This is a genomic window from Pseudoalteromonas sp. SG44-17 (assembly GCF_014164235.1).
GTDB lineage: Bacteria > Pseudomonadota > Gammaproteobacteria > Enterobacterales > Alteromonadaceae > Pseudoalteromonas > Pseudoalteromonas rhizosphaerae.
This window is the reverse complement of sequence record NZ_JACJEV010000014.1, coordinates 52,991-73,601: the sequence shown is the minus strand read 5'-3', so window position 1 is coordinate 73,601 and position 20,611 is coordinate 52,991. Positions and strand designations below refer to the sequence as shown.

General features: G+C 39.6%; 14 protein-coding genes. 8 read left to right on the top strand and 6 right to left on the bottom strand.

Annotated elements, in window-relative coordinates:
- A complete protein-coding gene (locus H5182_RS11755; RefSeq protein ID WP_145235968.1) occupies window positions 1-1,281 on the top strand; it encodes a flavohemoglobin expression-modulating QEGLA motif protein in 1,281 nt (426 codons plus the stop codon).
- Window positions 1,282-1,428: 147 nt separating this feature from the next.
- Here H5182_RS11755 and H5182_RS11750 read toward each other — a convergent pair whose 3' ends face one another.
- From H5182_RS11750 to H5182_RS11735, 4 genes are read right to left on the bottom strand one after another with little or no spacing between them, the layout of a single operon-like run.
- Entirely contained in the window at window positions 1,429-2,232 is an 804-nt protein-coding gene (locus H5182_RS11750) for a DUF1338 domain-containing protein (RefSeq protein WP_149980151.1), read from the bottom strand.
- Window positions 2,233-2,279: 47 nt separating this feature from the next.
- Window positions 2,280-3,761, bottom strand: coding sequence for a succinylglutamate-semialdehyde dehydrogenase (gene astD, locus H5182_RS11745; protein WP_182760067.1), 1,482 nt, complete (start codon window positions 3,759-3,761; stop codon window positions 2,280-2,282).
- A gap of 18 nt (window positions 3,762-3,779) precedes the next feature.
- Entirely contained in the window at window positions 3,780-4,814 is a 1,035-nt protein-coding gene (astA, locus tag H5182_RS11740; RefSeq protein ID WP_149980153.1) for an arginine N-succinyltransferase, read from the bottom strand.
- Window positions 4,815-4,858: 44 nt separating this feature from the next.
- On the bottom strand, window positions 4,859-6,064 hold the full coding sequence (locus H5182_RS11735; RefSeq protein WP_145235948.1) for an aspartate aminotransferase family protein: 1,206 nt from the start codon (window positions 6,062-6,064) through the stop codon (window positions 4,859-4,861).
- A gap of 204 nt (window positions 6,065-6,268) precedes the next feature.
- On the opposite strand from H5182_RS11735, the gene H5182_RS11730 reads away from it, so the two are divergent.
- Both H5182_RS11730 and H5182_RS11725 read left to right on the top strand, forming a co-directional pair.
- On the top strand, window positions 6,269-6,697 hold the full coding sequence (locus H5182_RS11730) for an Lrp/AsnC family transcriptional regulator (RefSeq protein WP_145235943.1): 429 nt from the start codon (window positions 6,269-6,271) through the stop codon (window positions 6,695-6,697).
- Window positions 6,698-6,908: 211 nt separating this feature from the next.
- Window positions 6,909-7,934 carry a GGDEF domain-containing protein gene (locus H5182_RS11725; protein ID WP_182758259.1) on the top strand — a complete coding sequence of 342 codons (1,026 nt, stop codon included), beginning with the start codon at window positions 6,909-6,911 and terminating at the stop codon, window positions 7,932-7,934.
- On the opposite strand, the gene H5182_RS11720 is transcribed toward H5182_RS11725, so the two are convergent.
- Together H5182_RS11720 and H5182_RS11715 are read right to left on the bottom strand one after the other, a co-directional pair.
- Entirely contained in the window at window positions 7,931-8,854 is a 924-nt protein-coding gene (locus tag H5182_RS11720) for a hypothetical protein (protein ID WP_145235936.1), read from the bottom strand. The genes H5182_RS11725 and H5182_RS11720 overlap by 4 nt on opposite strands.
- 90 nt (window positions 8,855-8,944) lie before the next feature.
- Window positions 8,945-10,858, bottom strand: coding sequence for a bifunctional diguanylate cyclase/phosphodiesterase (locus H5182_RS11715; protein WP_145235932.1), 1,914 nt, complete (start codon window positions 10,856-10,858; stop codon window positions 8,945-8,947).
- A 645-nt stretch (window positions 10,859-11,503) separates the two neighbouring features.
- Between H5182_RS11715 and H5182_RS11710 the strand changes: the two genes are divergently transcribed.
- Genes H5182_RS11710 through H5182_RS11690 form a run of 5 tightly spaced genes read left to right on the top strand, consistent with a single transcriptional unit; the run spans window position 11,504 to window position 20,599 of the window.
- Entirely contained in the window at window positions 11,504-11,803 is a 300-nt protein-coding gene (locus tag H5182_RS11710; protein ID WP_145235928.1) for an isoamylase early set domain-containing protein, read from the top strand.
- A gap of 10 nt (window positions 11,804-11,813) precedes the next feature.
- On the top strand, window positions 11,814-13,811 hold the full coding sequence (malQ, locus tag H5182_RS11705; RefSeq protein WP_182760066.1) for a 4-alpha-glucanotransferase: 1,998 nt from the start codon (window positions 11,814-11,816) through the stop codon (window positions 13,809-13,811).
- Entirely contained in the window at window positions 13,812-16,040 is a 2,229-nt protein-coding gene (glgB, locus tag H5182_RS11700; protein WP_182760065.1) for a 1,4-alpha-glucan branching protein GlgB, read from the top strand.
- Window positions 16,024-18,084, top strand: coding sequence for a glycogen debranching protein GlgX (gene glgX / locus H5182_RS11695; protein ID WP_182760064.1), 2,061 nt, complete (start codon window positions 16,024-16,026; stop codon window positions 18,082-18,084). The genes glgB and glgX overlap by 17 nt, the downstream gene beginning before the upstream one ends.
- The gene (locus H5182_RS11690) at window positions 18,074-20,599 is read left to right on the top strand and encodes a glycogen/starch/alpha-glucan phosphorylase (protein WP_145235914.1); all 2,526 of its coding nucleotides are present in this window, start codon (window positions 18,074-18,076) and stop codon (window positions 20,597-20,599) included. The genes glgX and H5182_RS11690 overlap by 11 nt, the downstream gene beginning before the upstream one ends.
- Window positions 20,600-20,611 lie beyond the last annotated feature (12 nt).

Below are 20,611 nucleotides of genomic sequence, written 5' to 3'. Positions count from 1 at the left end.
ATGATAGATAAGGCGTTATTACTTAAAACTCGCGAGTTATCAGATCGATTAATCGCCCTACAAACCCCGATCCGCATCTTAGATGCGATAAATTGGGATAAAAGCATAAAAGAAGAGTTTTTTAGACAAAAATGTCAAAAAAACCCACTGGTTGATAAAGCCTATTATCAGCAACGGGATCTAGGTTTTGTACCTAGCGAGCTACGCCAAGCATTTTCTGATCTAAACCGTAATATCATTAGCCAGCTTGGGCAACTCAATCCTATCGCTCAATATATGAGTAAAATGTGCAGCGAGTACAAAACGGTATTGAGTATGCTTGAATACCGTGGCACTGCTGAATTTCATGATTTATCTGTAGAGTTGTTTGGTCATCCAAAAGATTTATTTCATGCCGGTGAGCCATCGTTATCAGAGCTTGCAAATATGCTTGAGTTACCGCTCAAAAATCTATTAGCGGCCGATATTTTACCTGATGATCCTAAAAATATAGATGCTGATGAAGCCGTTCGGATTCTAGCTGAACAAGTACGTTTAAGCATGCCAGGTATCGATGTTGAAGTGGTCATTAGTGATGGGATCGTCAGTGATGCAGCTGCTGGTGCTAATAATATTAAGCTAAATCAAGATGTAAAGTTTTCTCAACGAGAGCTTGATATTTTAGAAGTACATGAGGGCTGGATCCACGTCGGTACAACGCAAAATGGTTTAGCTCAGCCATACTTAACCTGTTTAAGTAAAGGCACGCCAAGTTCAACAGTGACACAAGAGGGGCTGGCAGTACTAACCGAAATCATCACCCTTAAATCAACACCTCGACGTTTAGCGAAGTTAGTAAATCGTATTCAAGCGGTGACCAAGGTAATTGATGGGGCTGAGTTTGTTGATATATATCGTGATTATGTTGCCCAAGGCTTGAGTAAAGATGAGAGCTATACATTGGCCCAGCGAGTATTTCGTGGCAGTACCGCAACAGGGTTGCCATTTACTAAAGATATCGCTTATATCAAAGGGTTTGTATTGGTTTACAATTTAATTCGGGTTGCGATACAACTTGGCCGCATCGATCAATTACCTTTGCTGTTAGTGGGTAAAATCTCGATTGATGACTTTAGACTAATATCGCAATTACATGATTTAGGTGTAATTGAAGACCCTAAGTTTGTTCCACCACATTTTAAAGATTTACGTGGTTTAGCAACGTGGCTTAGTTTTGGCCGTTTTATTGGTGATTTGTCATTTGAACAGTTAGAAAACGACTATAAACCACTATTTATATAGTGACTCATAATCCTAGTATAAAAACAATAAAAACGCAGTTGTTCATTACAACTGCGTTTTTTCTATCGTACAGCTAAGTACTTTATGAAATCAGCCAGTAAGCACCCAGCTTTAAACACATGCACTTATGATCTGAATCTAGATTAATTAACGTGCATTGGTGCTTTCAAAGATTTTATCGGCCGATGCAGCAACGAAACCGGTATATAGTTCACCATCAGGTTTCGCATAACGCAGGGCAAACTCATAAAAACAACTAGGTACGCTCATCGTCGTGTCACTAAACTCTACGGCAAAGTCATCGGCAAGGGTTGATGATTGCTCAAGTAATACCTCAGGTGAGCCTTTTACTTCACCGCCTGAAATATTAAGGGCAAAACCGGCATCTTTAAGCGCTTGGTTAACGTCTTCAATTTTATCAAATTTGGCAAGTTCATTAATGTTCACGGTGAAATGATTAGCACGGTAACCCCATGCTGACATCCACGCTGCATATTCGCTTTCAGCGAGTAACTGTTTATAAGTTTCAGAGCTTACTTGCCAATGGGTGCCTGAGTATAAGAAGTTTTCTGCGGTTACGGCATCTGCATCTATGCTGGCAACCAGCTCATTAACGATGGCTTGCAGTTGCTCAGAACATTGCTCTACAAGTAATTCAGAAATAAATACTTTTGGTTGCTTTGGATCGCTATGCTCATAATGTTTAGCATACAATTTTTTAGCTTCAAAATGATATTCACCACATTCTTTATAACCGACGGCTAAGAAATGGGCGGCTAACTTTTCCAGACCAATTTTTTCATGATTGAAAGTGCGTAGTGCAATATGGTCGTTGATCACATCATCTTGTTGTGTCGAGCCTAATAGCTCATGAACTTTTACAGCTGACGGTGTTACCGCTAGGTAGTTTTGCCATAAGTTGTCAAAAAGGGCATTTACATCTGTGTGCATTTTTAATTCCTTAATTTAATTTCTGCAGCCGTTAAGCTGCAGACTGATTATTCAATAATTAAGCCCGGCGCAAGGGTACTTGGTAAACTAACGCTTGGTGCTTCAACAGAGGCTACTGGGTATGAGCAGTAATCTGCGGCGTAATAGGCGCTCGCTCTGTGGTTACCACTGGCACCAATACCACCAAATGGCGCGGCACTTGATGCACCGGTAATTGGGCGATTCCAGTTAACAATACCGGCGCGAATATGTTTTAAGAAGTGCTCATAATCTTCACTTGAGTCACTTAAAAGCCCAGCCGATAAACCAAATGAGGTATTGTTCGCTTCCACAATTGCACTGTCAAAGTCGCTATAGCGATAAATTTTAATTAATGGGCCAAAGTGTTCTTCATCTGCGATGCTGGCCACATTTGTTACATCGATAATACCAGGGCTTACAAAACCAGTGCCTGGTTTTAAGTGTTTTAGTTCAACTAAAGGTTCAGCTCCCATATCAATCAATTGTTGCTGAGCGGCGACCATCCCAAGCGCTGCTTTTTCGCTGATCATAGCCCCCATGAAAGGTTGTTCTTCGCTAAAGCTGTCTGCAACTTTAATACTTTTAGTTGCGGTGATCAGCTTTTCTAAAATAGCATTACCATTAGCTGTATTTGCAATAAATACCCGACGGGCGCACGTACAGCGCTGGCCAGAAGTTATAAAGCCGGATTGGATAATATCATGCACGGCAGCATTTACGTCAGCCACATCTTTAACTATGAGCGGATTATTCCCCCCCATTTCTAGCGCTAAAATTTTACCTGGATGTCCAGCAAACTGCTTATGTAATAAATGACCTGTGTTTGAGCTGCCAGTAAAAAACAACCCATCGGTATCTTGGTGGCTAGCAAGTGCAATACCGGTGTCAACTTCACCCTGAATAAGGTTGATCACCCCAGCTGGCAGGCCTGCTTTTAACCATAACTCAAGTGTGTATTGAGCAACAAGTGGGGTTAGCTCAGATGGTTTAAATACGACGGTATTACCCGCTAAAATTGCCGGTACTATATGACCATTAGGGAGGTGGCCTGGGAAATTATAAGGGCCAAAAATAGCCACTACTCCATGCGGCTTATGACGAATAAAAGCTTTAGCGCCGGGCATTGGATTTTCAGTAGTGCCTGTTCGTTCATTATGAGCTTTTATTGAGATCGCCACTTTGCCTGTCATAGCACCCACTTCGGTGCGTGTTTCCCATAGTGGTTTACCTGTTTCGCGGGCAATGATAGTCGCAAACTCTTCGCTATTTTCTTTTAGCTGGCTGACAAAACGTTCAAGAACCGCAATACGCTCTGTAATTGGGGTATTTGCCCATGTAATGTGTGCCTGACGAGCTGATTTAATGGCTGCGTCTACTTGTTCTTTACTTGCCGCTTTACCTTGCCAAACAATGTCCCCGTTACTTGGGTTTATTGAACAGAAATCATGACCTAAGCCAGTTTGCCATTGGTTATTGATTAATTGGATGTTGTGCGTATTAACGCTCATAGAAACTCCTACAGAGGTTTACAGACGGAAAAACCGCGCTGCATCTCCTTGTTTTAATTTAAGTGCTTTTGCAACTTCACTGCTAATAATCAAGGTATGTTTAGCATGATTATAATGTGCATGTTTTGTGAAAGTGGCTCTGAAGTCATTCACGCCTTGATTACAAATAGCTAAGGTGTCGGAACTTTGTTGATTAATATGATCAAGTTCACCTATGGTAATAGGGCATACTTGAGATTCACGGATGCTACGTATATTGCCAAGTTTGGCTTCAACTGTTGGCCCAGCATCAAATAAATCAACGTAACCTCGATGCTCAAAACCTTCTTTTTCAAGCAATTTTAGTGCAGGTTTAGTGTGCTCGTGTACTTTACCAATTACAGCTTGCGCTTTTTTGCTTAACAGGTTGGCGTAAATAGGGTACTTGGGCATTAATTCACTAATAAATACTTTATCGCCTAAGCCGACTAAATGATCGGCTAGTGGGAATTCAATACTGAAAAAATGTTCTTCAAGCCATTGCCAAAATGGAGAATGGCCGTTTTCGTCACTAACGCCACGCATTTCTGCAATGATGGTATCGGCAAAACGCTCACTGTGTTGAGCCATAAACAAAAAGCGTGAACGCGATAAGAAACGTCCTGTTAGCCCTTTGCGGCTATCTTCACGTAAAAATAGTGTGCATATCTCTGAGCAGCCGGTGTAATCATTACACATGCTGAGAATATCAACGGTGTTATATACGTTAAGAGTGCGTGAATGATGAACCGTTTTACCTAAATGATAGTGATACAAAGGAACGTTCATACCGACCGCCGCTTCAATCGCGGTAGTGCCAACGACTTGACCTGTTTCACTGTCTTCTAATACAAATAGGTAGCCCTCGTCTTGAGGCTTATTAATGTTTTTTGCAAAGCTCCTTTCTGCTCGTTCAATTTTCTCTAGCAACAAGGCATCATCAACAGGTAATGATGTAAAACCATGGCCTGACTCTATTGCTATTTGTTTTAGTGAGTCAAAATCATTTGCGGTTATAGGACGTAATACTTGCATTTAAAAGTGCTCCATTAACGCCCTAAACAGGGCGTTAAATTAGGTTAACCGTTTACAACGTCTGCTACGGCTTTTTCAAAGCGCACTAGACCTTCTTTAATGTCCTCAAGTGGGATCACCAGCGAAGGCGTAAAACGAATAACATCAGTACCAGCAACTAAGCTCATTAGCCCTTGTTGAGTACTTGCTACTAAGAAGTCGCGAGCGCGCCCTTCAAACTTGCTGTTTAGTACGGCGCCTAATAATAGACCTTTACCGCGTACTTCACTAAATACGTCGTATTTTGCGTTGATCGCTGCAAAACCATCACGGAAAAGCTGTTCACGCTGTTTAACGCCGCTTAGCACTTGTTCGGTATTCACGGTATCAAATGCCGCTTCTGCCACTGCACACGCTAACGGGTTACCGCCATAGGTTGAACCATGCGTGCCCACTTTAAGATGTGCTGCAATATCAGAAGTGGTGATCATCGCACCAATAGGGAAACCGCCACCCAACGCTTTTGCTGTTGTTAAAATATCTGGTGTCACGCCTAATTCTTGGTATGCGTATAGTGAGCCTGTACGGCCTACACCCGTTTGTACTTCGTCAAAAATAAGCAATGCATTGTGTTTATCACACAAAGCACGCACACCTTTGATAAATTCATTATTTGCAGAGATAATGCCGCCTTCACCTTGCAGAGGTTCCATCATTACGGCACAGGTTTTATCGCTGATCAGTGCTTCAAAAGCAGCTAAATCATTGTAGTCACAATGATCAATTGCGGCTGGTTTAGGACCAAAACCGTCAGAATATGCGGTTTGGCCACCCACAGTTACGGTAAAAAAGGTACGACCATGAAAGCCTTTGTTAAATGCGATTATTTGGCTTTTATCAGCACCATGTACATCCAATGCGAAACGACGTGCGAGTTTTAGCGCTGCTTCATTTGCTTCTGCGCCTGAGTTTGCAAAGTAAACTTTGTCTGCAAATGTTGCGTCGGTGATTTTTTTAGCTAATCGAAGTGCTGGCTCATTAGTCATGACATTGGATAAGTGCCAGATTTTTTCGCCTTGCTCTTTTAACGCATTAACAAGGGCTGGGTGACAGTGACCTAAACAGTTGACCGCAATACCGCCAGCAAAGTCGATATATTCTTTATCGTTTTGATCCCAAACACGAGAACCTTGGCCACGCACCGGAATAACCTCTGATGGGTTATAGTTAGGGACCATTACGTCGTTGAATAATTCTCTTGTTACTTGCATTTGTTACACCTAATTCTGGCTTAATATGAAAAAAACAAATTGCATTTGATGGGTTAATCAAGCCCTTATTACCCTGCAATAATGTGCTTTAATAATTTTTCTTATTTACTACCGCTATTATCTGAGTTCAAAGCTTAAATTTGCAGTGCTATTTTGTGAAAAATGATTAAAATAAAATACAAAATGACGAGGTTAATAATCAATATGATAACTATACAAGACGAAAAGCTACTTTCTATACTTCGCACGAATGCCAGAGCGAGTATTTCTGATCTTGCCAGGGCACTTAACTTATCACGCTCAACGGTACAAAGTAGGATGTTAAAGCTAGAAGAGACTGGAGTGATAAAGGGCTACAGTGTTGACTATGGCGATGCGTACTTAAGTGCCATGGTATCGGCCCATGTATCGATTAAGGTAAAGCAAAAACTAACCACTAAAACTAACCTCGAGCTCAAGCAGATTGATGCCATCTCACAATTGTATGCTATCAGTGGTGAGTTTGATTTAATTGCAGTTGTGCAAGCACAAAATCTAGAAAAACTCAGCCATTTACTCGATGATATTGGTAATTTAGATGGAGTTGAACGTACGACTTCTTCTGTTATTTTAGAAACAAAATTTAAACGCTAAGTTGACGATAAATACAGAATGTCATACTTTCTATTGTGACTAAACAGTATTTACACACTACACTTACGACTAGCACTGGGTTTTCTTACTCGTTAATGTAATTATGAGAGCAAAATTTATTGACGTTTTTGTTTGATTTATATTTTTATAATCTTTTATACGGGTAATTAGTCATAATAAGAATGTTCAGTTATTTGAATACAGGATCCTTATGGAAGAAAACTTATTAAATTCACTAATTAAAATAACCAAAAACCGTGATGTAGATTCATTGGAATATAGCTTGATCTCGACGATCCAAGAATTTGTTGGTTGTACAGAAATTGTAGTTTATAAGGATTTAGACGTGCAAAGTGATTTAACGATTGAGCGCAGTATATCGTTAAAAGTAATCAATGGTAATCAGTTTGAGTGGGCGCAACGTCAAGTTGTTGATTCACCAGAGCCTGAACTGTTGTCATGTTTGCGCTCAGCTTGCATTATTACTGTACAGTCTGCTGATGGTATCGAGAAACGTTGGTTACCAATATCTTTGCAAGAAAAGCCGATAGGTGCAATTGCTGTTGTTTGCAAAGGTTTAAAAAGCTCGGATCAGGTTTTGCTTAATGCCTTTTGCCGTATTTATGAAAATTATTTATTTATCTTGCATGAGAATGAACGGGATCAACTGACTGGTCTGTTAAATAGGCAAACATTTGATAAAAAAATAAAGCAGCTAATTGAAAAGCAAGTAATTAAACAGCATAAAACTGTTAAAACGGATGATAATCGCAAGCGAAAGCTCAGTTCAACATCTTGGTTAGCAATGCTTGATATTGATCATTTCAAAAAAATTAATGATAGCTTTGGTCATGTTTGTGGTGATGAGGTTTTATTGTTACTTGCACAAAAAATGCGTCACTTCCTGCGTTCAACAGACTTGATTTTTCGCTTTGGTGGTGAGGAATTTGTGATAGTGTTTGAACCTACTAACTTTGAATCTATCGAAAAGAAAATGAATGAGTTTATGGAGATGATCAGAGACACTCATTTTCCATTTGTTGAAAATATGACTGTAAGTATAGGCATGTGTCGTATCAGTCCTTATGATTTCCCTATTACTGTATTGGAAAATGCGGATAAGGCACTTTATTATGCAAAAGAAAATGGTCGCAATAGGCTGTGCTTTTATGAACAGTTAATGGAAAATAACTTAATTAACTCAAACGACAAAAGCACTGATATAGATTTATTTTAATCTGACGCCGTTGGTATTTTCTTAATGATGGTTTTTTTTACTTCATCGAGTTTAATGACATAGGCGTTACCGCCAATTCCTTTAAATTCTTCATCGGTAAATACAATGGTATTTTCATCATAAAATGTAATCGCTTCTTTTTGAGTCACAATACCCAAATCTATCCGCGATACGTCTCCTGAGAAAAACTTATCACCAGTAAAGTTTTCAAATAACCAAATGCTTGTTGAATCTAGTAATACTAACTTTGTACGATCGGGGCTAAGTGCCGCTGAAGTTATCCAACAGAGCTTTTCCATCGTTGTACAAGTTTTAAAGGAATCTATTAACTGCGCATCAAAATTCGCTGCATGATCGCCAACTTTATACAAATTTGTAATCCCATCAAACGGTTCCGTACGGTTTTTAGTAAACAAATATAAGTGGCGGCCAAAGGCTACAAATGCTTCTAGGTCAAAGTTTCGTTTATCTGGAGTGATAGGGCTACCGTCGAGTTCTGGATAAGTGAACTTGATAATTTCAGCTTCGGTGGTATCAGTTTTAATGTCGATGGGATTTTCTATTTTATAAATAGTGAGCCATTTACGTTCTTGATTATTATTACCAAAGTCTCCTAAAAAGAAGTGCCCAAAATCATTCTGAGTCATATCTTCCCAATCAATGTTTTTCGCATTAGTAACCAGTACCTCTTTGGCAATAGAGCCGTCCTCGTTGAGACGATAAAGTTTTGCTTCATTACCGCCATCATTTATTGCCCATAAGCGCTTGAATTTATCAAATTCGATCCCCGATATTTCTTTTAGTTTAGGATCAACACTGAGTTTCTTTTTGCTGTATAAGGTATAAATTGACATGCTAGTAAGAATAACACTAACTAAAATTACGATTGAGATTAAGGAAAAGAGACTTTTTTTAAGCATGTAAGATGGGGGATTGGATACTAATTATTAAATATTATTATCTATTTTTAGCTAGATTTCCATGGTAATAAAATTTTAAATGACAAATCGTTAAGTTTCGAGGTTCCAAACGCCAGTGCCCGTCGCGGCGATATGATTAACATTCCCTTGTAGTACCTTACTGCCAACATTCACAGATGACTGCGGACGACTAACTAAATACCCTTGTACGCTGCTAATTCCCATGCGTTTCACTAATTCAAACTGGGCGATTTCTTCAACTCCTTCAGCAACGATTTTAAGCCCAAGCTTAGTACCTAATTCACTGATTGAATTTAATATTTTGTTATATTTCGGGTTTTCATTAGCTTGCGCTATGAATAATCTATCAATCTTGATTACGTCAATAGGTAGATCAGCTAAGGTACTTAATGAGCTAAAACCGGTACCAAAGTCATCTATTGCAATAGTGACGCCTTCTTTACGCAATTTCTCTAATTCATTAATGATAGTGTTGCTAGCGGTGATCAATGTCGATTCAGTGATCTCTAACATCAATGAAGTGGGCGGTAGCCCTGTCTTGGCTAGTTTTTTCATTACCCATTCATGAATTGGGCGATGTTTGAGTTGAATGCCAGAGACATTAACTGAGATTTTAACTTTGCGCATACCAGCATTGTGCCAAGCTGCCATTTGTCGACATGATTCTAGCATTATCCAATCACCAAGCTCTAATATAAGGTTTGATTCTTCTGCAATCGGAATAAACTCCACTGGAGAAATAGCCCCCTCAACAGGATGGTCCCAGCGCACTAACGCTTCGAAGTAATCAATGGCGCAATCTTCAACATGCACAATAGGCTGAAATGATAAATGAAAATTATGACACGCAATGGCTAAACGCAGCTCTTCGAGTAAGTAATGGTAGCGACGCATTTTATTACCCATTTCTGGCGAATAGACTTTAAAAATACCACGCCCATCGGTTTTAGCACGATACATAGCAACATCCGCCATTTGCAACAAAGCATGGGGAGTTGATGCACTTTCAGGATAAACAGCAATACCGACACTGGCACTGATCTTAATTAGTTTATTACCCAGAACAAAGTCCCGCTCTATTTCGTTTAGTACATGCTGTGCCACATCTAAGCTTTTAGAGTTGCAATCAATATTATTAATGAAAATAGAGAACTCATCGCCCCCTAAACGCGCTAAATTTTGCTCTAATAGACTGGTGGGATTGATATCATTAAGCTTATGATGGCGTAATACGCTAGCCAGACGTTCGGCTACTTGAATCAATACTTCATCACCAAAACTGTGGCCAAAAGAGTCATTCACTTGCTTAAAGCCATCTAAATCAATAAATAACAAGGCACAGTGAATATTTTTTAGTTCAGCACCGTTGAGTTGGCGGTCTAGGTGCTCGATATAAGCATGACGGTCAATCAACAAAGTCAATTTATCTTGGCAAATGCTGGTTTGAGTTTCACGGGCATAATTAGCTACATGGCTGGTTAATGCATTAATTGCTTGGCTTAAACGAGTTACTTCTGTCGCATGCTCAAGTTCAGGAAGTTGAATATTAAATGATTCGATAACTTTTTTTGTTTGTATATTAAGTTGTTCTATCAGCTGTTTTTCACGCTTTATGTTTAATTGTTTACCAAAATACCATGTTAAAAATAAACCTATTAAAATCAGTAGAATAAAGTTTACAGGTGATAAAATAGTGGCATTGATGATGGATGATGCTTGAGCGGTAATAAACTGTGTATCTGTTGCTCTAATTAGTAAGTAATCAGTACCGTCTTTGCTAACTATATAGTGGCCATTTAATATCGGGTTATACCAAGAGGGCATCGTTAGTTGGGTGGTAGCAGTATCAAAAGCGCGAGTGGCAATACTAGATTGTTGCGGATTAATGGTATTGACTTGTTTCGTTAATAAAATATTCATGCTAAAGCAAAAAATAAATATAGCAATAAAGGCAATACTGAGTAAGCGAAAAAGTTTAGTCATTCCATTAAACCATTTTATCCTAATTATATGAATTTGTTATTAGGTATTACACATTTTTTTCAGTATATAGTTTGTAAGACTAACTGACAAAACATTTCTTTAATAACGCCCCTGAATAAGGAACGTCTTTTCAGTTAGATGTTATTTTATCAGTATTTTTTGAGCGTTTACTCAATTCAACTATTAAATAAATTCACTTTACCAGTGGTTATTTGTTAACTACTTTAAAGGTCACAATTCAGACAGTGATTAACTTGGTTTAGTTCTTGCTGTCATTAAGATGGTAATCATAAAGTGAGTGTTTTTTGCTTCATTTGCACACATTTGGTGCAATATTTATTTAATCGCACTGTCATAAAGCATAAATATAACTTTGTTTAACTAGAGCGTGTTTATTTTTTGAGTTTACTTTTACCGCAGTATGTTTGGTTTTTATGCTAGACAGAGCACATAGTAGTGTTTTATCTACATAAATTGTGCGATAACGTAGTATACCGATCGAACACACAGCCTAAAGGTTGAAGATTTTGACTCTGAAAGGTCAACACGCACTAATAATATTTTACAGCCCTGCGTATGTTGAGTAGTTGAACGCACTTCTGTGGCAAGGATTAATTGACCTTAAGGTTTAGTTTGGAGCCCAATATGTTAAGTAAACGATTTTTTAAAACTAAAAACGAAGCTGAAGTAACATTTGAATTTCAGCATCCTCAGGCTGAGCAAGTTCAGTTAGTCGCTGAATTTACTGATTGGCAACCTGTTGCAATGAAGTTTAATAAAAAAGAACAATGTTTTAAGCTCAAGCAGCGATTACCGAACGATCAACAGTTTCATTTTCGGTATTTAGTTAATGGTACTATTTGGGACAATGACCATCATGCCGATGGATACATAGCAAACAGTTTTGGTACAGAAAATAGCATAGTCAATACACAACGTATTTAAGGCGTGGTAAATGGAGTCTCTTTCACAGCTTTTTTATCTACATGGTATTGGCTATGAATACACCAAGTATACCGGTGAACACGTGGTTTTTAGCGATGCAACCCGCAGTGCGGCACTCAGTTGTTGTGGTGTTGATATTACGGATCACGCCCAAATTTCTCATTTAAATATCAGCTTAGATGCCAATAAATGGCTGCAATTAGTACCCGATTGTAGTTTGGTATGTGCTGAACAACCAGCCGTTAAAGTGCGTATTGATAAGCGTATGTTAGGGCAACAATGTACAGTCTCATTTGCGCAGCTTGATTTGCCCAGCATTACTCACCAATTAGCTGATTTACAATGCAGTGGCGATTATTTGTTTAACGACGTCACTTATTTAGAGCTCATTTTCCCGCTTCCAGCATTGCCTACTGGTTATCATGATGCAAGCATTAATGTTGCAGGTTTAACGGCTGAAACTCAACTGTGGGTGACACCTAAATATAGCTTTCAAGTGACGGATAAAAAACAAAGTGGGCTTTCAATTCAACTTTACAGTTTAAAAAATAATGCAGCACTAGGGATAGGCGATTTTGCCGATTTATTATCGCTGACAGAGCAAGCAGCAAGTCATAAACTGGATTATATTTTACTCAATCCACTGCATTTATTATTTTCTGAGCAACCAGAGCGAGCAAGTCCATATAGCCCGAATAATCGTGCATTATTAAATCCACTCTATATATCAATTGATTTATGCGATGACAGCATTAATAACCCCAATATCACTGCGTATTTACAAAGCAACTATGCGAGTGACTTTAAAAAGCGGACTCTGCAGTCGCAGTATATTAATTACAGTGCAGTGAGTGAGTTCAAATACGCAGCCTTTAACTTGCTATACCAGCATTTTTGTATGCATGGGAGTAAGCACCGCAAACAACACTTTAGTGATTTTTGTCAACAACATGGTGCGACACTTGCGACCTTAAAAGTTACTGACAGCGACTTTGCTTACTACTTGCAATGGCAAGCATATGTGCAATTAAAATTATGCCAAACTACCGCCCGAGAGCAGGGAATGAGTATTGGTTTGATCAATGATTTAGCGGTGGGTTGCGCCGGCGATGGTAGCGAATTCCTCAATCAACAATCGTTATTTACCGATTCTGCTTATGTAGGCGCACCGCCTGATCCATGGGCAGAGCATGGCCAGAACTGGGGATTGCCAGCACTGAATCCGATTAAGCTCAGTGATAATAATTTTAGCTACTACCGAGCATTGATCCGTGCAAATATGGAAAACGTCGGTGGTTTGCGTATCGATCATGTTATGGCAATTCGCCGTTTATGGTGGTGTTTCGAGCATCAACAGCAACAAGATGGTTGCTATGTGTATTATCCATTTGAGCATTTATTAGCGGTACTGACAATAGAATCCCATTTGAATCAATGTATTGTCATTGGTGAAGATCTTGGGGTTGTTCCACCAGAGGTGAAAGCTGCACTTGCAGATAAAGCAATATTTTCAAATAGCTTATTCTATTTTGAAAAAGATTATCAAGGTGAATTTTTAGCGGCCCAGTCATTTGCGCCACAATCATTGTTAATGGTTGCAAACCATGATGTACCGCCTTTCTTTGGTTGGTGGCAGGGGCTTGATCTTACTTTGAAATTAAAATATCAATTAATTGATGAACAACAGTTAACTCAACTGCGTGCAGACCGAGATATTGAAAAACAACGACTACTGCGTTTTCTGTCAGGATGTGCAGCACACACCTTGTTTTTAGATAGTACAGCAAGTGATGTTTATCAGGCGCTGACCTTAGGCTTGGCCGCTGCACCAGCGCGGTTATTTACTATCCAGCTCGATGATTTAGATGAGCAAACGTTACCTGTAAACATTCCTGGAACGGATCAAGAATATCCTAATTGGCGTCGGGTATTAACGCATTCAAGTGAACAAATATTCACACGTCACAGTGCATTCCTCAGTGCTATTAATTCCATAAGGACTAATTAAATGAACAGTATTGTTCGTAAAACCGCAAAGTCACAGCACTATGATCAACAAGTTAATGCTTTAAAGCGTGGCTGTTTTAAAGATCCGTTTAGTTTTTTAGGCGTACATGCAATTACTGACACGCACAGTGAAATACGCTGTTATATGCCCGGGGCAACAAAAGTAACGATAAAACTGCCTCAGCAAATGATTGTTAGCACACGCTATGGTGATTCAGATTTATTTATAGCACAGCTTGATAATCAAGATATTTCAGCTTATCAGCTAGTGGTAGATTACAGCGATTGTCAGGTTATTTGTGAAGATGTGTATAGTTTTGATAGCAGCCTAGATGATAGTGCTATGTACTTATTTAATGAAGGCACATTAGAGCACGCATATCGCCATCTTGGTGCCCACTTTATTGATTTTAAAGGTGTTTCAGGTGTACGTTTTAGTGTTTGGGCACCTAATGCTAGCAGTGTTTCAGTTATTGGCGAATTTAATCACTGGCAGCAAAGCCAACACTTTATGCGTTTTAACCCTGCGTCTGGAGTCTGGGACTTATTTATTCCAGAGCTCAGTGAAGGTCAGTGTTATAAGTTCTCTATAACAACTCTCAGTGGCGAAGTGCTCGAAAAGGCTGATCCATTTGCATTTAAAATGCAGCAAGCACCAGGCACTGCTTCAGTACTTCAAACTCGGCCCGCAGCAATTAAACTAACTGATAAAATGCAACGTCAGCGTGTTAAACGCAACGCGATTGATGCACCTATCTCTATCTATGAAGTGCATTTAGGTTCTTGGCAGCGAGAAGAGGGAGATCGTTATTTAACTTATCAAGAATTAGCACAGCGGTTAATTAATTATGTCACTGAACAAGGCTTTTCGCATATCCAACTTATGCCGATCAGTGAATTTCCATTTGATGGTTCTTGGGGGTATCAGCCAGTTGGCTTATTTGCACCAACGAGTCGGTTTGGCGGTTTGGATGATTTTCGTTATTTTGTAGAGCAATGTCACCAAGCTAACATTGGTTTACTCATTGATTGGGTTCCAGGCCACTTCCCAAGTGATCCGCATGGCTTGCATCGTTTTGATGGCACACATTTATTTGAACATGCCGATGTGCGTCAAGGTTTCCATCCAGATTGGAATACCTATATCTACAACTATGATCGCCCAGAGGTCCGCAGCTTTTTAGTTGCTAATGCAATGTATTGGTTAGAAGAATTTGCCATTGATGGATTACGTGTCGATGCTGTTGCCTCAATGCTGTACCTTGATTACAGTCGTGAAGATGGACAGTGGATCCCGAATAAGTTTGGTGGGCGCGAGAATCTTGGTGCTATTGAGTGTTTAAAGCAAGTTAACTTACGTTGTTATGCTAATAACCCCGGCATTATGATGGTGGCTGAAGAGTCAACAGCGTGGCCTGGTGTTACCCGTCAGGTGAATCATGATGGCTTAGGATTTGGCTACAAGTGGAATATGGGCTGGATGAACGACAGCCTTCACTATATGCAACGCGATCCATTATATCGCCAACATCATCATCATGAATTAACTTTTTCGATGGTGTATGCCTATAGTGAAAATTATATTTTACCTTTGAGCCACGATGAAGTGGTGCACGGTAAAGGCTCATTAATTGAAAAAATGCCTGGTGATGATTGGCAAAAATTTGCAAATTTACGCGCGTACTATGCATTTATGTGGGCGCATCCGGGCAAAAAATTACTGTTCATGGGCGGTGAGATTGCCCAGCGTAGCGAGTGGAATCATGATCAATCAATTGATTGGCATTTGCTTGAGCATCTATCGCATCAAGGTGTGCAACGAACTATCGCGCAGCTCAATAAAGTATATCGCGAACTTCCAGCTTTACATCAGCTAGATACTGAATCGTCAGGTTTTAGCTGGATCGATAATCAAAATGCTCAACAGAGTATTTTTAGTTTTATTCGCTTTGCTAAGAAAGCAAGTAATTACGTGGTTGTGGTAAGTAACCTCACACCAACGGTTTATCATGATTATTGTATTGGTGTGCCAAGCTCAGGTGAATTTGAAGTAATTTTAAATACCGATGATGAACAGTTATTTGGTTCTGGAGTACAAGTGTGTGGGCAATCAGCTAAAACAACTAGTACAGCAACTCCATGCCACGGGCATCAACATAGTATTAAACTCTCACTGCCAGCGCTTGCGACGGTTTATTTAAAAAGGGTGGCTGATGAGTTTATCGATTGAATTAAATAAAGGGCAAACTTTTCCGCTGGGAGCCAGTGTATTAACAAACGGTGTAAATTTTGCCGTTTATGCGCCATTGGCTAAACAGTTGTATGTGTGTTTATTTGATGCCAGTGGTCATACCGAAGTTTTAAAGTTAGCAATGAATAATAATGAAGGGGGGATATGGAGTTTACATATAACCCCACTGGCTATGGGCACTTTATATGGTTATCGCGCAGAAGGTGAATATCAACCTAAAAAAGGATTGTTTTTTAATAGCCAAAAATTGTTAATTGATCCCTATGCAAAAGATTTATTTGGTGAGTTTACCTGGAGTGAACGCCACTATGGGCAAATGCCTAAAGGTACTTTGAGTACGGTAAATAACGCCATTGATATCCCTAAATCTAAAGTCACACAGCTGCAGCCTTATCAAGGTAAAAAACCGGGCCATAGTTGGGGAGAAACGGTTATTTATGAATGTCACGTTAAAGGCGCCACAGCACGACATCCCTCTATTCCAAGTCAGCTACAAGGTACCTATTTGGGCTTGAGCCATCCCAGTTTTATAGAGCATTTACGTACACTTGGCGTAACCACTTTAGAATTGTTACCGGTACATAGTTTTATTAGCGAACAGTTTTTAACCGCCAAAGGCCTGCAAAACTACTGGGGTTACAATACATTAAATTTTTTTACACCAAATAAAGATTACTTAGTAACTGATGAAATTGGTGAATTTCAACAAATGGTTACTAAACTTCATCAAGCGGGTATTGAAGTGATTTTAGATGTGGTTTACAACCACACCGCAGAGGCTGGTAGCGACGGTCCTTTGTTATCTTGGCGCGGCCTAAATAACTCTGGTTATTACCGTAGTGTTAACGATAACCCTGAAGTTTATATCAATGACACTGGGTGTGGTAATACCTTAAATATAGACGACCCATTTAGCTTGAAAATGGTACTCGATAGCTTACGTTATTGGGTAGAAATAATGGGTGTTGATGGTTTTAGGTTTGATTTAGCAACTATTCTTGGACGGACGCCGCATGGCTTTAGCCAAACCCATAGTTTTTTACAAGCAATCAATCAAGATCCAGTGTTAAGCCAAGTGAAATTAATTGCTGAGCCTTGGGACATAGGCCCTGGTGGTTATCAATTGGGAGCATTTCCTGCGCCTTGGCGTGAGTGGAATGATAAATACCGTGATGTTGTTAGGCGCTTTTGGCAAGGGCAGCACAATATGCTGGCTGATCTTGCAAAACGTTTACATGGCTCTTTTGATTTGTTTGATCATAATCACCGTGGGCCATTAAATAGTATTAATTTTATAACCAGTCATGATGGCTTTACTTTAACCGATTTAGTGAGTTACGAACAAAAGCATAACGAAGCAAATGGTGAACAAAACCGCGATGGGCACAGTGCTAATTATTCGTTTAATTGCGGTGTTGAAGGCTTTACTGATGATTTAAAAGTTACCTCCATGCGGTTACAACAACAAAAAAACTTTTTACTTACCTTACTACTTTCCAAAGGGGTGCCTATGCTGTCATCAGGCAGTGAAATGGGGCACTCGCAAGGAGGGAATAACAATGCTTATTGTCAAAATAACCGCACTAGTTGGCTGGCATGGAAAGACTCGCAGCGTAGCCACAGCCTCATTCGTTTTATTGACGATGTATTGACCTTACGAAAGCAACACTGTGTGTTTAAACACAGTGTATTTTTACACGATAGCGATAAGCGATTTAGTGTTGATTGGTATACCGAGCAAAGCCAAGCCATGCAAGAAAGTGACTGGCATGATGGTTCAAAACAGTTTTTGATGTATAGCTTAAAAGATACACAACTAAATACGGCATTACTCATTATTTTGAATGCCAGTAATGTGGCAGTTAAATGTCAATTACCTGCTAATCACGATTTATCGGTATGGCGTTTAGCGCTTAGCAGTGTTGATCAAGCAATGGTTAAAAATACAGAACAGTTTGAGGTTGCTGCACAAAGCAGTTGGGTTTTTACAGCCAATTTAGAGGACGAATGTAATGGCGAATAATGGTGAACAAATGTGTGTTGCTAAAGGTTGGCAAGATGCCCCTTTAATAGATGAAAGTACGCTTGAAGATGATTTATCACGCCATTTCTATTATACCCTTGGGCGCGATAAGGTCGGAAAGTCTCAACTGTATTTGTATAACGCACTAGCGTTGACAATTCGCGATCGATTAGTCGCTCGTTGTCGAGCAACAAAACAGCAAATGCACAGTGAAAAGCGTCGTAAAACGGCTTATATATCACTTGAGTTTTTAATGGGCCGAGCACTAGGTAATGCCATTTTAAATTTAGATTTAGAAGAGCAAGTCAAACTTGCACTTAATAATTATTGCGCTCACATTGAACATGTTGCGCAAGCAGAGCATGACGCTGGGTTAGGTAATGGTGGTTTAGGCCGCTTAGCTGCGTGTTTTCTAGATAGTTGTGCGAGTTTAGCATTACCTGTAACCGGTTATGGTATTCGTTATGAATACGGCATGTTTAACCAGTCAATCGAAAATGGCCATCAAATAGAGCAGCCTGATAATTGGTTACGTGAAGGGCATCCATGGGAGTTGAGCGCACCAGAGCAAGCCAAGCGTGTTAAGTTTTTTGGCCATGTTGAAAGTTATACTGATAAGAACGGACGCATTCATCGACAATGGTTAGACACTGAAGATGTATTAGCTGTCCCTTATGATGTGCCGATCCCTGGCTATAAAAATGACATAGTTAACACCCTCAGACTCTGGAAATCAGAAGCCACTGATGAGTTTGATTTAGGTGAGTTTAACGCCGGTAGTTACTCAGAAGCCGTCGCGCATAAAAACCTTGCCGAACAAATCACCATGGTACTTTATCCTAATGACAGCAGCGAAAATGGTAAAGAGCTACGTTTAAGGCAGCAATACTTTTTATCGTCGGCGAGCTTACAAGATATTGTTGGTCTATGGGTATCACAGCATGGTGAAAAGTTTAGTGATTTTGCTGATTTTCATGTTTTTCAACTTAATGACACCCACCCAAGTATTGCTGTTGCAGAGTTAATGCGATTGCTGATTGATGATTATGACTTGGATTGGGATGCTGCATGGCAGATCACCACAAAAACCATGGCTTATACCAATCATACGTTGCTTCCAGAAGCGCTCGAAAAGTGGTCTGTGTCATTATTTGCGCGTTTATTACCGCGTATTCTTGAAATAATTTATGAAATAAATGCGCGCTTTCTTGCTCAAGTTGCGTTGGCATGGCCGGGTGATGTTGCAAAACAACAAGCGTTGTCTTTAATTGAAGAAGGCTCAGATCCACAAGTAAGAATGGCGTATTTAGCCATTGTTGGCAGTTTTTCAGTTAATGGCGTAGCAGCATTGCACACAGAATTACTTAAAGAAGGTTTGTTTAAAACTTTTTATGAATTGTGGCCTGAAAAATTCAACAATAAAACTAATGGTGTAACGCCAAGGCGGTGGATAGCTCATTGTAACCCTAAACTAACCCAGTTGATTGGTGAAAAAATTGGTCAAGATTGGGTGAGGGATTTTGCGCAAATTAGCCAGCTGCGTCGCTATTATGATGATGTTAAATTCCATAAACAATGGCAAAGCGTCAAACTTGAAAACAAACAACGGCTAGTTGATTTAGTCAAAGCACGTTGTGGTGTTGAATTTGATACTAGCATGCTATTTGATGTGCAAGTTAAACGAATTCATGAGTATAAGCGCCAATTACTGAATGTATTACACATTATTCACCTATATGACCGTATTCGTCGTGGCGATACCGCCAATTTAGTGCCACGCTGTGTATTACTAGGAGGCAAAGCAGCACCGGGGTATTACATGGCTAAGCGCATTATTAAGCTAATTAATAATGTTGCAGATGTGATCAACAAAGATCCACTTGCTCAGCCTTATTTACGGGTGGCATTTTTACCAAATTATAATGTTACAGCAATGGAAACTATTTGCCCCGCAACAGACTTGTCTGAACAAATTTCAACCGCAGGTAAAGAAGCATCTGGTACTGGTAATATGAAGTTTATGATGAATGGTGCGCTGACAATTGGCACTTTAGATGGTGCTAACATAGAAATTCGCGATGCAGTAGGAGCTGATAACTTCTTCTTATTCGGTGCACAAGCTGAGCAAATTGAAGGAATAAAACAAAGCTATAACCCATTACATATTATTCATAATACACCTGACTTACTGAATGTTATGCAATTACTTGAAAGTGGGCACTTTAATTTATTCGAACCTGGTTTATTTGACGACATTATTGGTGCAATCAAAAGTCCTCATGATCCTTGGTTGGTTGCCCACGATTTTGATAGTTTTGTACAAGCTCAAAAAGCTGTTGAACACGCTTATCAAGATCAACAGCATTGGACGCAAATGAGTATTTTAAATACTGCGGCCAGTGGTACTTTTTCAAGTGATAGAACGATCAGCCAATACAGTGATGATATTTGGCATTTAGAAGCATTAACAACATCTAGTTCGGCCGACACAGCCGTAAGCAATAGCAAAGATTAATACGGAGATAAA

Excerpts from the sequence above, each read along its gene's own strand:
- H5182_RS11755 (WP_145235968.1), top strand. The coding sequence starts at position 1 with ATGATAGATAAGGCGTTATTACTTAAAACTCGCGAGTTATCAGATCGA.
- H5182_RS11750 (WP_149980151.1), bottom strand. The coding sequence starts at position 2,232 with ATGCACACAGATGTAAATGCCCTTTTTGACAACTTATGGCAAAACTAC.
- astD (WP_182760067.1), bottom strand. The coding sequence starts at position 3,761 with ATGAGCGTTAATACGCACAACATCCAATTAATCAATAACCAATGGCAA.
- astA (WP_149980153.1), bottom strand. The coding sequence starts at position 4,814 with ATGCAAGTATTACGTCCTATAACCGCAAATGATTTTGACTCACTAAAA.
- H5182_RS11735 (WP_145235948.1), bottom strand. The coding sequence starts at position 6,064 with ATGCAAGTAACAAGAGAATTATTCAACGACGTAATGGTCCCTAACTAT.
- H5182_RS11730 (WP_145235943.1), top strand. The coding sequence starts at position 6,269 with ATGATAACTATACAAGACGAAAAGCTACTTTCTATACTTCGCACGAAT.
- H5182_RS11725 (WP_182758259.1), top strand. The coding sequence starts at position 6,909 with ATGGAAGAAAACTTATTAAATTCACTAATTAAAATAACCAAAAACCGT.
- H5182_RS11720 (WP_145235936.1), bottom strand. The coding sequence starts at position 8,854 with ATGCTTAAAAAAAGTCTCTTTTCCTTAATCTCAATCGTAATTTTAGTT.
- H5182_RS11715 (WP_145235932.1), bottom strand. The coding sequence starts at position 10,858 with ATGACTAAACTTTTTCGCTTACTCAGTATTGCCTTTATTGCTATATTT.
- H5182_RS11710 (WP_145235928.1), top strand. The coding sequence starts at position 11,504 with ATGTTAAGTAAACGATTTTTTAAAACTAAAAACGAAGCTGAAGTAACA.
- malQ (WP_182760066.1), top strand. The coding sequence starts at position 11,814 with ATGGAGTCTCTTTCACAGCTTTTTTATCTACATGGTATTGGCTATGAA.
- glgB (WP_182760065.1), top strand. The coding sequence starts at position 13,812 with ATGAACAGTATTGTTCGTAAAACCGCAAAGTCACAGCACTATGATCAA.
- glgX (WP_182760064.1), top strand. The coding sequence starts at position 16,024 with ATGAGTTTATCGATTGAATTAAATAAAGGGCAAACTTTTCCGCTGGGA.
- H5182_RS11690 (WP_145235914.1), top strand. The coding sequence starts at position 18,074 with ATGGCGAATAATGGTGAACAAATGTGTGTTGCTAAAGGTTGGCAAGAT.